This is a genomic window from Pseudomonas sp. MSSRFD41 (assembly GCF_014230245.1).
GTDB classification, from domain to species: Bacteria; Pseudomonadota; Gammaproteobacteria; order Pseudomonadales; family Pseudomonadaceae; genus Aquipseudomonas; species Aquipseudomonas piscis.
Map to the genome: position 1 here is coordinate 56,272 of NZ_JACKZK010000011.1, position 12,427 is coordinate 68,698.

Annotated in this window: 13 protein-coding genes; 9 read left to right on the plus strand and 4 right to left on the minus strand. The window is 61.6% G+C overall.

All coding sequences use genetic code 11. The features are described from left to right. The first annotated feature begins 79 nt into the window (after positions 1-79). The 3 genes from relA to H7A76_RS17820 are packed head-to-tail and all read left to right on the plus strand — an operon-like array spanning position 80 to position 3,746. Positions 80-2,323, plus strand: a complete 2,244-nt coding sequence (gene relA / locus H7A76_RS17810; protein WP_022640238.1) for a GTP diphosphokinase — start codon at positions 80-82, stop codon at positions 2,321-2,323. A 23-nt stretch (positions 2,324-2,346) separates the two neighbouring features. Continuing rightward, positions 2,347-3,201: a nucleoside triphosphate pyrophosphohydrolase gene (gene mazG / locus H7A76_RS17815; protein WP_185699828.1), complete on the plus strand. Its 855-nt coding sequence runs from the start codon at positions 2,347-2,349 to the stop codon at positions 3,199-3,201. Positions 3,202-3,206: 5 nt separating this feature from the next. After that, positions 3,207-3,746: a DUF2058 domain-containing protein gene (locus H7A76_RS17820; protein WP_185699710.1), complete on the plus strand. Its 540-nt coding sequence runs from the start codon at positions 3,207-3,209 to the stop codon at positions 3,744-3,746. Positions 3,747-3,843: 97 nt separating this feature from the next. Here the strand turns inward: H7A76_RS17820 and H7A76_RS17825 are convergent, their stop codons facing one another. The 4 genes from H7A76_RS17825 to purM all read right to left on the minus strand — a co-directional run bounded on the left by H7A76_RS17825 (position 3,844) and on the right by purM (position 6,756). After that, positions 3,844-4,032, minus strand: a complete 189-nt coding sequence (locus H7A76_RS17825) for a hypothetical protein (RefSeq protein ID WP_085596857.1) — start codon at positions 4,030-4,032, stop codon at positions 3,844-3,846. Between the two features lie 281 nt (positions 4,033-4,313). Continuing rightward, positions 4,314-5,027 (minus strand): DUF3108 domain-containing protein, encoded by a 714-nt coding sequence (locus H7A76_RS17830; protein ID WP_185699711.1) that lies wholly within the window; start codon positions 5,025-5,027, stop codon positions 4,314-4,316. A gap of 8 nt (positions 5,028-5,035) precedes the next feature. Then, positions 5,036-5,698, minus strand: coding sequence for a phosphoribosylglycinamide formyltransferase (gene purN / locus H7A76_RS17835; protein WP_185699712.1), 663 nt, complete (start codon positions 5,696-5,698; stop codon positions 5,036-5,038). After that, positions 5,698-6,756: a phosphoribosylformylglycinamidine cyclo-ligase gene (gene purM, locus H7A76_RS17840; protein WP_022640234.1), complete on the minus strand. Its 1,059-nt coding sequence runs from the start codon at positions 6,754-6,756 to the stop codon at positions 5,698-5,700. Before purM ends, purN begins: the two co-directional genes overlap by 1 nt. 366 nt (positions 6,757-7,122) lie before the next feature. Between purM and H7A76_RS17845 the strand changes: the two genes are divergently transcribed. The 6 genes from H7A76_RS17845 to H7A76_RS17870 all read left to right on the plus strand — a co-directional run bounded on the left by H7A76_RS17845 (position 7,123) and on the right by H7A76_RS17870 (position 12,425). Continuing rightward, complete coding sequence (locus tag H7A76_RS17845) at positions 7,123-8,166, plus strand: DUF2066 domain-containing protein (RefSeq protein ID WP_185699713.1); 1,044 nt, start codon at positions 7,123-7,125, stop codon at positions 8,164-8,166. Positions 8,167-8,203: 37 nt separating this feature from the next. Then, a complete protein-coding gene (locus tag H7A76_RS17850) occupies positions 8,204-9,277 on the plus strand; it encodes an AI-2E family transporter (RefSeq protein WP_185699714.1) in 1,074 nt (357 codons plus the stop codon). 217 nt (positions 9,278-9,494) lie between these two features. Next, complete coding sequence (gene hda, locus H7A76_RS17855; RefSeq protein WP_185699715.1) at positions 9,495-10,199, plus strand: DnaA regulatory inactivator Hda; 705 nt, start codon at positions 9,495-9,497, stop codon at positions 10,197-10,199. Positions 10,200-10,422: 223 nt separating this feature from the next. Continuing rightward, a complete protein-coding gene (locus H7A76_RS17860; protein ID WP_031320311.1) occupies positions 10,423-11,043 on the plus strand; it encodes a C40 family peptidase in 621 nt (206 codons plus the stop codon). Between the two features lie 164 nt (positions 11,044-11,207). Next, the gene (locus H7A76_RS17865; RefSeq protein ID WP_185699716.1) at positions 11,208-11,741 is read left to right on the plus strand and encodes a C40 family peptidase; all 534 of its coding nucleotides are present in this window, start codon (positions 11,208-11,210) and stop codon (positions 11,739-11,741) included. Positions 11,742-11,762: 21 nt separating this feature from the next. Beyond that, positions 11,763-12,425 (plus strand): class I SAM-dependent methyltransferase, encoded by a 663-nt coding sequence (locus H7A76_RS17870; protein ID WP_185699717.1) that lies wholly within the window; start codon positions 11,763-11,765, stop codon positions 12,423-12,425. The last annotated feature ends 2 nt before the right edge of the window (positions 12,426-12,427 follow it).

A 12,427-nucleotide genomic window follows, 5' to 3' on the forward strand; every position in this document is an offset into this window, starting at 1 on the left:
CCCTGCGAGCGAGACCTGAGTGTTGTGAAGGTCAGCGATTTGACGCACTGAACGTGCGTCGTAGGGAAGGTAAAGCAAGATGGTACAGGTGAGAGCGCACCAGCCGATCAACACCGACGGCAGTATCAATCTCGAGGCATGGCTCGATCACACGGTCAGTATCGACATGGCATTGGACCGTGAAGCCTTGAAGGAAGCCTGCGAGTTCGCTCGCGAGGCAGAGCAGCAATACATCGCGGCGAAGAATCTCGATCCCGAGGAGGCATCGTGCTTCAGCACGGGGCTGGAGATCGCGGAGATCCTCGCCGACCTCAAGCTGGACCAGGACTCGCTGGTCGCCGCGGTGTTGTACCGCGGCGTTCGTGAAGGGCAGATCCCGTTGACGGCGGTCGGCCCCCGTTTCGGTCCGGTGGTGGCCAAGCTGATCGATGGCGTGCAGCGCATGGCGGCGATCACCGCCAGCCTCAGCCCGCGGCAATCTTTGGTGCTGGGCACCCAGACCCAGGTGGAAAACCTGCGCAAGATGCTGGTGGCCATGGTCGACGACGTGCGCGTGGCCCTGATCAAGCTGGCCGAGCGGACCTGCGCCATTCGTGCGGTCAAGGGCGCCGACGAGGAGAAGCGCAACCGGGTCGCCCGGGAAGTTTTCGATATCTATGCGCCCCTGGCCCATCGCCTGGGGATTGGCCATATCAAGTGGGAGCTGGAGGACCTGTCCTTCCGTTACCTGGAGCCCGAGCAGTACAAGCAGATCGCCAAGCTGTTGCATGAACGGCGCCTGGATCGCGAGCGCTTCATCTCCGATGTGATGAACCAGTTGCAGAGCGAGTTGCAGGCCACTGGCGTCAACGCCGATATCAGCGGCCGGGCCAAGCACATCTATTCCATCTGGCGCAAAATGCAGCGCAAGGGCCTGGAGTTCAGCCAGATCTACGACGTGCGTGCCGTGCGGGTGCTGGTGCCGGAAATGCGCGACTGCTACACCGCGCTGGGTATCGTGCACACCCTGTGGCGACACATTCCCAAGGAATTCGACGACTACATCGCCAACCCCAAGGAAAACGGTTATCGCTCGCTGCATACGGCAGTGATCGGTCCCGAGGGCAAGGTGCTGGAAGTGCAGATCCGCACCCATGCGATGCATGAGGAAGCGGAGCTCGGAGTCTGCGCCCACTGGCGCTACAAGGGCACCGACGTCAAGTCCGGTTCCAACCATTACGAAGAGAAGATTTCCTGGTTGCGCCAGGTGCTGGAATGGCACGAGGAACTGGGCGATATCGGTGGCCTGGCCGAGCAACTGCGGGTGGATATCGAGCCGGACCGGGTCTACATCTTCACTCCCGACGGCCACGCCATCGACCTGCCCAAGGGCGCCACGCCACTGGACTTCGCCTACCGGGTGCACACCGAGATCGGCCACAACTGCCGTGGCGCGAAGATCAACGGCCGGATCGTGCCGCTTAACTACAGCCTGCAGACCGGCGAGCAGGTGGAGATCATCACCAGCAAGCACGGCACTCCGAGCCGCGACTGGCTGAACCCCAACCTGGGCTACGTCACCACGTCCCGGGCGCGGGCGAAGATCGTCCACTGGTTCAAGCTGCAGGCCCGCGACCAGAACGTCGCTGCCGGCAGGACTCTGCTGGAACGCGAGCTGAGCCGCCTCGGCCTGCCCCAGGTGGACTTCGACAAGCTGGCCGAGAAGGCCAACATGAAGATCGCCGAGGACATGTTCGCCGCCCTGGGTGCGGGCGACCTGCGCCTGGCGCAGTTGGTCAACCTGGCCCAGCAACTGGTGGAGCCCGAACGCGGCAACGAGCAACTGGAGCTGATTCCACGCAAGGCAGCGGGCTACAAGCCGGGCAAGCGTGGCGATATCCAGATCCAGGGCGTGGGCAACCTGATGACCCAGATGGCCGGTTGCTGCCAGCCATTGCCGGGCGACGCCATCGTTGGCTACATCACCCAGGGCCGCGGTGTCAGTATCCATCGCCAGGACTGCGCCTCGGTCCTGCAGTTGGCCGGACGCGAGCCGGAGCGGATCATCCAGGTCAGCTGGGGACCGGTGCCGGTGCTGACGTACCCGGTGGATATCATCATCCGGGCCTACGATCGCTCCGGCTTGCTGCGTGACGTGTCCCAGGTACTGCTAAACGAGCGGATCAACGTGCTGGCGGTCAACACCCGCTCGAACAAGGAAGACAACACCGCGCTGATGTCCCTGACCATCGAGATCCCCGGCCTGGATGCATTGGGGCGCCTGCTGGGGCGGATCTCGCAGTTGCCGAACATCATCGAGACCCGGCGCAACCGGACTCCATGACAGCCCAGGACATGAACGAACCGATGTACAGCCTCGACGACCTGCTTCACCTCATGGCGCGCCTGCGGGACCCGCAATACGGCTGCCCCTGGGATCTCAAGCAGAGCTATGCCAGCATCGTCCCCCATACCCTCGAGGAAGCCTACGAAGTGGCCGACGCCATCGAGCGCGGCGACTTCGATCACTTGCCAGGCGAGCTGGGGGACCTGTTGTTCCAGGTGGTGTACTACAGCCAGCTGGCCCGGGAAGAGGGGCGCTTCGAATTCGCTTCGGTGGTGGATGGCATCACTCGCAAACTGGTTCGCCGTCATCCCCACGTGTTCCCGACCGGGGACCTGCATGCGCCGCTGGACGTTCCGCGCCTCGACGAAGAGCAGGTCAAGGAGCGCTGGGAGCAGATCAAGGCTGAGGAGCGTGCCGAGAAGGCTGTCGTGCCGCAGCAGTTGTCGTTGCTGGACGATGTGCCGGCGGCGCTGCCCGCCTTGTCCCGTGCGGCCAAGTTGCAGAAGCGTGCGGCCCAGGTCGGTTTCGACTGGCCAGAACCGCTGGCGGTGGTGGACAAGGTGCGCGAGGAGTTGGACGAGGTGCTGGAAGCCATGGCCGACCATGACGCCGCAGCCATCACCGACGAGATCGGCGACCTGTTGTTCGCGGTGGTCAACCTGGCCCGGCAGCTCAAGGTCGACCCGGAAACCGCGCTGCGCGGTGCCAATGGCAAGTTCGATCGCCGCTTCCGATTCATCGAGCAGGCATTGCGCAATAACGGTCGTCCCGTGGAAGATTGCACCCTGGAAGAGCTGGATGCCCTGTGGGGCGAGGCCAAGCGCCAGGAAAAGATTTTGCCCAACTGCGGCGCAAGCCGTAGCCCAAGTGAGTAAGCACCATGAGCCTTTCCCTTCGCGACCAGTTGCTCAAAGCAGGCCTGGTCAACCAAAAGCAGGCCAAGCAGGTCGGCAAGGACAAGCAGAAGCAGCAGCGTCTGGCCCACAAGGGTCAGGCCGTGCTCGACGACTCCCAGCAACGCGCCGCCCAGGAGGCGATGGCCGAGAAGGTCAAGCGTGACCAGGAGCTCAACCGCCAGCAGCAAGAGAAGGCCGAGCAGAAGGCCCGGGCCGCCCAGATCAAGCAATTGATCGAGGTATCGCGCCTGCCCAAGCTGACCACCGAGGACTACTACAACTTTGTCGACGACAAGAAGGTCAAGCGCCTGTCGGTGAACAACCTGATGCGCAACAAGCTCAGCAGCGGCTCCCTGGCCATCGTCCACCATGGTGGCGGTTACGAGGTGATCCCCCGGGAGGCGGCACTGAAGATCCAGGAACGTGACCCCAGCCGCATCGTGCAGCTCAATACCCCGACCGAGGCGCCGGACGAGGATGATCCATACGCGGCCTATCAGATCCCTGACGATCTGATGTGGTAACCAGCAACAACGACAAACCCCGCCATGAGCGGGGTTTGTCGTTGTTGCAAGGACGGGGACCGGCGTGGAGATTCCCGCCTTGCGGATCGGCCTTGACTCAGGAGCCCAGCAGGGTGCGCTGCTGTTCGAGCTTTTCCAGTTCTGCCTTGTAGCTATGGGCTTCGCTTTCGGAGTGGAACATGCCCACCAGCATGTCTTGTTGATGCACGTCCCAGATGCGTACGCCCGCGGCTACGCCTTCGTGGGACATATGTGAATCGTCGCGTTCAGTCACTTTTACAGTCATCTGCTAGCTCCAATCTCTGTTGATCTGCAGCAAGGCGTGTGCAGGCCTCTGTTATATGTTTTGTTAGCTAGCTAAGTAAATCGACCTGATTTGCAATAGACCTTTGCAAAAATGAAGACAATTCCGCAGCCCTCGAAAACCGTGACATTCGGTCGCAGTGCTAGAAGTTTCATGAAAAAAGTTTCATTTTTCTCTCCTTGCACGGCTTCTTGCAGGTCAGGGTGATAGCGGATTTCGGGCAAAAAAAAGCCCCGCATGAGCGGGGCTTTTCGTTGGTAGCTTCAGCTGCCCTTGACGGCCTTGCCGTCGACGGTGCCGTTGAGGAGCATGATGTTGTACTCCTTGCCGTCGGTTTCCACCTGCTGCAGGCGCACCAGCAGGTAGTCCCAATCCTTGGCGAACCACATCACGGTGGTGCGTTTGCTCTGTGTTGGATCGCGAACGCGCTCGACCTTGATGGCGTCGATCTGGCCGGCCTTGGTGTCGACCTTCTCCGAGCCCAGGACGCGGAAGTCATAGGTATCGACATCGCTGCCGTCCACCACCTGGTAGCTCATGGTCTTCTTGCCGGCGGCGACGTCATGCTGCAGGGCCAGCTGGTAGGTCGACTTGTCCACCATCCCGGTGTTCAGCGGCAGCTTCACCGCGTCGCCGCGGTCGGTGCCGGTGACCATCTTGGCGGTCCAGTCGAAGTCCAGGTCGGACTTCTTGGCTTTGCCCAGGCCGCCACGCTCGAAGTGGTAGGACTGGGGCACCAGGGTGTCCTTCTCCAGGGTCAGGGTGCTTTCCTCAGTCAGGCTGGCAATCATCATCGATGCCTTGAAGCTGAGTTTCCAGGCGCCGCTGGCGGTTTTTTCCAGGCTGCGCTCAGCAGTGCCGCTCATGGGCAGTTGTTTCCAATCGGCGGTGTAGCTGGCGGAGAACGGGTGAAGATCTGCCGCCTGCACAACCGGCAGGGCGAACAGAGCACAAGCGAAGAGCAGGGCGCGACGCATAAAATCTCCTAGGTTCGAATCAAGTAACCGCTGGCGGCCAGTAATTTGCCGTCCAGTAAAGCACCTTGGTCGCCAAGGGCTAGCCGACCTTCGGCAAACCAACGTACGGCCATTGGGTAAATCCGGTGTTCCTGGACGTGCACTCGCTGTGCCAGGCTCTGGGGCGAGTCGTGCAACTCTACCGGGATCACAGCCTGTACGACCAGAGGCCCGCCATCGAGTTCCTCGGTGACGAAGTGCACGCTGCAGCCATGTTCCGGGTCTCCGGCTTCCAGGGCCCGCTGGTGAGTGTGTAACCCTTTGTATTTAGGTAGCAGCGAAGGGTGGATATTCAACAGGCGACCCTGGTAGTGGCGGACGAAGCCTGCGCTGAGGATGCGCATGAATCCGGCCAGTACTACCAGCTTCGGTTGGAAGGTGTCGATCAGTTCGATCAGTGCCTGGTCGAAGGCCTCGCGGCCCTCGAAGGTGGTGTGATCGAGGCAGCGGGTAGCGATGCCCGCTTCCTTGGCGCGTTGCAGCCCGTAGGCGTCGGCGCGATTGGAGATCACTGCAGCGATGCGGACCGGACTGTCGTCGGTCCGCGCGTTGTCGATCAGCGCTTGCAGGTTACTGCCGGTGCCGGACAGCAGCACCACAACATCACAGGTCGGCGACTTCCGCTCTTGCATCAGTGGGCCTTGAGGTTCTTCAGCTCGACCTGGGCCGCGCCCTCGGCAGCATTGGCGATCTGGCCGATGACCCAAGGTTGCTCGCCGGCTGCACGCAGCACGTTCAGGGCGTTGTCGACCTGGTCCTGGGCTACGCAGATGACCATGCCCACGCCGCAGTTCAGCACGCGGTGCATTTCATGCTCGTCGACGTTGCCTTTTTCCTGCAGGAAGTCGAAGACCGCCGGACGTTGCCAGCTGGCCACGTCAACCACGGCCTGGGCGCCTTTTGGCAGCACGCGCGGAATGTTGTCCAGCAGGCCGCCGCCGGTGATGTGGGCCATGGCCTTGACCGCGCCGGTGTCCTTGATCAGCTTGAGCAGCGGTTTCACGTAGATGCGGGTCGGGGCCATCAGCAGGTCGGCCAGGGGCTTGCCGTCCAGCTGGGTGTTGTCGATGTCGGTGCCGGAAACTTCGAGGATCTTGCGGATCAGCGAGTAGCCGTTGGAGTGCGGGCCGGAAGAGGGAAGGGCGATCAGCGCATCACCGGTGACCACTTTCGAGCCGTCGATGATCTCGGCCTTTTCCACCACACCGACGCAGAAGCCTGCCAGGTCGTAGTCCTCGCCTTCGTACATGCCTGGCATCTCGGCGGTTTCACCACCGACCAGGGAGCAGCCGGCCAGCTCGCAGCCGGCGCCGATGCCGGTGACCACGGTGGCAGCCACATCGACGTTGAGCTTGCCGGTGGCGTAGTAATCGAGGAAGAACAGCGGCTCGGCACCGCACACCACCAGGTCGTTGACGCACATGGCGACCAGGTCCTGGCCGATGCTGTCGTGCTTGTTCAGGTTCAGTGCCAGGCGCAGCTTGGTACCGACGCCGTCGGTGCCGGAGACCAGTACTGGCTGCTTGTAGCCGGCCGGGATCTCGCAGAGGGCGCCGAAGCCGCCCAGGCCACCCATGACTTCAGGGCGTGCGGTGCGCTTGGCGACGCCCTTGATGCGTTCGACCAGTGCTTCGCCGGCGTCGATGTCTACACCGGCGTCTTTGTAGCTCAGGGAGGGTTGCTTGCTCATTGATCCAGGCCTTTAAGGGGATTCAGGGATATCGACCGAACCAATGAGCCCGCTGAAGCACTGGGACTGTGCTTCGAGGGACCCGCTGATGGCGGTCTGCGAAGGCGCGCGATTTTATCAGGCTTGAGGGGCAGCGGCCATCCTCGGGCCGACGGGTAGAGGCATATCCTGCTAAAAAAACCGGGATCGCCCATATTGGTGGTTGCGCCCTAGCCTGTATAAGGTATAGCGCTTGATTGGTTGTCGTCATGACAGTGCGAAAATCGTCCGGCGACGGTGAATGTTTTGCCAGGGCTTGTGGTCACAGCCTTGTCCGCAGCGATGCATGCGCGCTGTTTCAATCGTTTTTGTCATCGAGAATCTTCCATGCGTCTGGGTCAATTTCTATTTGTGGGCTGCTTGTCGTTGGCCAGCCTGGTGAGTCATGCCGAAACCCTCAATGGCTTGTATCAGGTGCGCGAGCCGGTGAGCAGCCAGTCGCCCCAGGAGCGCGACCAGGCCACCCAGCGCGCCCTTGAGACCCTGGTGTTGCGCCTCACCGGCGATGCCAAGGCGGCCCAGGGGCCGGGGTTGGCGGAAGTCCGCAAGGACCCGCAGCAGATCATCAGCCAGTACGGCTACGACGCCGGACCGCCGGAGAGCCTGCAGGTGGACTTCGATCCGGCCAGTACCGACCGCGCCTTGCGCCAGGCCGGCTTGTCGCTATGGGGGAGCAATCGGCCGTCGATCCTCGGCTGGTGGCTGAGCGACTCCACCGAGGGCTCGAACCTGGTGGGCGATGGCCAGGCCAGTGCCGAGCCTTTGCGGCGAGCCGCCCAGCATCGCGGATTGCCGCTGCGCTTGCCGCTGGGGGACCTCAATGAACAGATCGTCGCTACTGCGCCTAATCTCGAGGGAGCCGATCCAGCGCCACTGCGCGAGGCGTCGGAGCGATACGGCGCGGATGCGCTGCTGGCGGTGCATGCCCGTGAAGAGGGTGGCCAGTGGCAGGCCAAATGGCGCTTGTGGCTGGGCGACCAGAAGGAGCAGGGGACGGTCCAGGGGGCTGATACCGGCGCCTTGGCCGACGCAGTGTTGCTGGCCGTGAGCCAGCGCCTGGCGCCGCGCTTCGTCACGCGTCCAGGTGTTTCCAGCGAACAGTTGCTGGAGGTGCAAGGCATGAACCTGGAGCGTTATGCGAGTCTCGGCCATTTGCTGGAGCCTTTTGGTGCGCAGTTGCGCAGCGTCGATGGCGATCGGATCGTCTATCGAGTCAATGGCAGCGCCGAGCAGCTGCGTGCGCAGCTGTCCCTGGCCAAGTTGCAGGAAATTCCCGCCGGGCAAGCGCAATCGTTGCCTGCCACGGGAGTCGAAGGCAGTACGCCGGCGGCCTTTCCAGACTCTGGCGCGCAACTGCGTTTTCGTTGGTAGCGGGTGGTTTCCTTCTATATAGAAGCAGGAGTGCTTTATGGGTGATACCCGTCGTTGGATCTGGTTGGGCGTGGCGCTGTTGGTCTGCGGGTTCCTTTACCTGCTGCATCCGATCCTCAGTCCGTTCCTGGTCGCGCTGTTGCTGGCGTATATGTTCGATCCCTTGGTGGATCGCCTGGAGAAGTGGGGTTTGTCGCGCACTTGGGGGGTGGTGGCGGTCTTCGCCTTGTTCACCCTGATCGTGATGGCGCTGTTGCTGGTGCTGGTGCCCATGCTGGCCAGGCAGTTGGTGCGCCTCTATGAGTTGGCGCCGCAAATGCTCGATTGGGTCCAGCACACGGCCATGCCCTGGGTCCAGTCCCGGTTAGGGCTGGCGGATGGTTTCTGGAAGTTCGACAAGGTCAAGGCCGCCATCAGCGAGCACATGGGGCAGACCACGGACATCGTCGGCGTGGTGCTGAGCCAGGCCACGGCCTCCGGCTTGGCGCTGATCGGCTGGTTGGCCAACCTGGTGTTGATTCCGGTGGTCAGTTTTTATCTGCTGCGTGACTGGGACCTGATGATGGCCAAGGTCCGCAGTCTGCTGCCGCGGGATCGTGAAGAGCAGGTGGTGTCCCTGGCAGGCGAGTGCCATGAAGTGCTGGGGGCCTTTGTGCGTGGCCAACTGCTGGTCATGGTGGCTCTGGGCATGATCTATGCCGCCGGGTTGATGCTGGTGGGGCTCGAACTGGGCCTGCTGATCGGCTTGATCGCCGGGCTCGCGGCCATCGTGCCCTACATGGGGTTCATCATCGGTATCGGTGCTGCGTTGATCGCAGGCCTGTTCCAGTTCGGTGGCGACTTGTATCCCATGATCGGCATCGTCGCAGTATTCATGGTGGGGCAGGCGCTGGAGGGGATGGTGCTCACTCCGTTGTTGGTTGGCGACCGCATCGGCTTGCACCCGGTGGCCGTCATCTTCGCCATCCTGGCTGGCGGGGAGTTGTTCGGTTTCACCGGAGTGCTGCTAGCGTTGCCGGTGGCTGCGGTGATCATGGTGCTCGTACGCCATATACATGACTTGTATAAGGATTCGAACCTCTATAGTGGAGCGCAGGAACCCGATCTGTAGCGCGAAGAGCAGGGGCATCGGGTGCTGGTGCCCCTTCAGGTCGGCGGTCGCGCAGCGATCCCTGACTGTCAAGGAAGCCATCCACAGGGCTTTCGGCTCACGCAAACCTTTGATTTTGCTTGTGGTCTGCTGCATTGTGCGCTCGGCGTCACGGGTATAAACTTTGCAAAATTTACACAGAGGCCACTAACGGTTCGTTTGGAACTGTTCAGCCAGCATGAAACCGATTCAGCTGCCCCTGGGTGTGCGTCTGCGTGATGACGCCACCTTCATCAACTACTATCCAGGCGCCAATGCCGCAGCACTCGGCTACGTCGAGCGCCTCTGCGAAGCCGATGCCGGCTGGACCGAGAGCCTGATCTACCTCTGGGGCAAGGATGGTGTGGGGCGTACTCATTTGTTGCAAGCGGCTTGTTTGCGTTTCGAGCAATTGGGAGAGCCGGCTGTATACCTTCCGCTGGCGGAGCTTCTGGATCGCGGGATCGAGATCCTGGACCACCTCGAGCAATACGAACTGGTATGCCTGGACGATCTGCAGGTCGTGGCTGGTAAGGCCGACTGGGAAGAGGCCTTGTTCCATCTGTTCAATCGCTTGCGCGACAGCGGACGACGCCTGCTGATCGCAGCCTCGACATCTCCGCGGGAGTTGCCGGTGAAGCTGGCGGACCTCAAGTCGCGCCTGACCCTGGCGTTGATCTTCCAGATGCGCGCACTTTCCGATGAAGACAAGCTGAGGGCCTTGCAGTTGCGGGCGTCCCGGCGTGGCCTGCACCTGACCGATGAAGTTGGGCATTTCATCCTGACCCGGGGTACCCGGAGCATGAGTGCTTTGTTCGAGTTGCTGGAGCGCCTTGACCAGGCTTCGCTCCAGGCCCAGCGCAAGCTGACAATTCCTTTCTTGAAGGAAACCCTGGGTTGGTGAACCCAGCGGCTAGAAGCGACCTTTGGTCGGGTTTTGGCATATTCCAGGCGCCAGAAAATGTGCCTTTGGAAGGGTTTCCACAGGCCGATGGCGTTTAAACGGGCTTAAAGCCTTAGATGTACTGAAGAAACTCATAAGTCACATTCTGATCGATTGAATTTGCAAATGAGAGCGATAGAAGGCATAGTCGCTTCTTCTTTTATAACAAGCCACGGTCGTGCCCATGCTAAATCGCTTCGCACCCCTCGTGCCTCTCGCACTCGTTACCCTGTTGTTTGGCTGCGCCTCTCATGCCCCGGTGTCGCAGCAGCAAGTCGTACAGCAGGCTAAAGTCACCACTACCAACCAGTCTTCCGCGGTCTACCAGGAAGAGCTGGCAACTGAAAAGGAACTGGCAGAATTCGCTGACAGCAAGCCTTACCAGTTGCCAGTTCTGGCCGACAGCATCCTAGAGCGCGGCATGTCCCTGATCGGTACCCGCTACCGTTTCGGTGGTAGCTCCGAAGCCGGCTTCGATTGCAGCGGTTTCATCGGCTACCTGTTCCGCGAAGAGGCTGGCATGAACCTGCCGCGCTCCACTCGCGAGATGATCAACGTCAAGGCCCCATTGGTCGCGCGCAACAACCTCAAGCCAGGCGACCTGCTGTTCTTCAGCACCAATGGCCGCGGGCGCGTCAGTCATGCCGGTATCTATCTGGGCGACGACCAGTTTATCCACTCCAGCAGCCGTCGCAGTGGCGGTGTGCGGGTCGATAGCCTGGGCGACAGCTACTGGAGCAAGACCTTCATCGAAGCCAAGCGTGCACTCGCCATGGCTCCGACCGTGGTCACCGCACGCAAATAAGCAGACTGTTTGTAGGGCGAAGTTAAAGTCTTACTTGAAGTTTCGCGTGTAGGCGCTAGAATCCTGATCTATTGTTGAAACAAACCGCGTAAGCCCTGCTTACGCGGTTTTGTTTTCAGTACCACGGCAGAGAAAGCCGCATCCCGATCAGGATTGTCCAGCTTATGTCGACCTCGGCCCGTATCGCTCTTGTTGTCCTCGCCGCGCTGCTCAGCGCCTGCGCCAGCCGTACTCCGCCACCTGCGCCCGTGGTGCGGGCTCCGGTATTCAATTCCCCACAGGCCTTTTCACCGGTTGCCGAAGACGTGCTGTTCCGCGCCCTGGGCCTGGTGGGTACGCCTTATCGCTGGGGTGGCAACACTCCGGACTCCGGGTTCGATTGCAGCGGCCTGATCGGCTATGTGTATCGTGATGCTGCAGGTATCTCGCTGCCACGCTCGACCCGGGAAATGATCGGCATGCAGGCGCCGGACGTCGGCAAGAATGCCTTGCAGACCGGCGACCTGATCTTCTTCGCCACCAATGGCGGCTCCCAGGTCAGTCATGCCGGGATCTACGTCGGGGAAGGGCGTTTCGTGCATGCCCCGGCCACCGGCGGCACGGTGAAGCTCGACAGCCTGTCCAAGGCCTACTGGCAGAAAGCCTACCTGAGCGCCAAGCGCGTGTTGCAGCCGGAACACCTGGCGCACAACCCATAATCTTTTCTTGTCGAGGTGTTCGTGACTGCTCGTACGCTCAATCTCGACGATGCCCTCTACCAGTACCTGCTGGATGTGTCCCTGCGTGAAACGCCTCTGCTGCGTCGTCTGCGGGATGAAACCCAGGCCTTGCCCACTGCGCGCTGGCAGGTTGCGCCGGAGCAGGGGCAGTTCCTCGCCCTGTTGATCAAGCTGGTCGGTGCTCGCCGCGTGCTGGAGGTTGGTACCTTCACCGGCTACAGCGCCTTGTGCATGGCCCAGGCGCTACCTGGGGATGGTTCTCTGCTCTGCTGTGATCTTCCTGGGGACTACAACGCCACTGCCCGCCGTTACTGGCAGGAGGCCGGAGTCCAGCAGCGTATCGATCTGCGTCTGGCGCCTGCCCTGGAAACCCTGGCCAGCCTCGAGCAACAGGGGCAGGCTGGTTCTTTCGACCTGATCTTCATCGATGCCGACAAGGCCAATTACCCGGTTTACCTGGAGTCTGCCTTGCGCTTGCTGCGCACCGCGGGCCTGGTCGTGTTCGATAACACCTTGTGGAGTGGGCGGGTGTTGGAGGTCGCTCCTGCCAGCGAGGATACCCGGGCCATCCAGGCGCTCAATCGTGCCCTCAAGGATGACCCGCGTATCGATCTGTCGTTGCTGCCCCTGGGGGACGGCCTGACCCTGTGCCGCAAGCGCTGAGA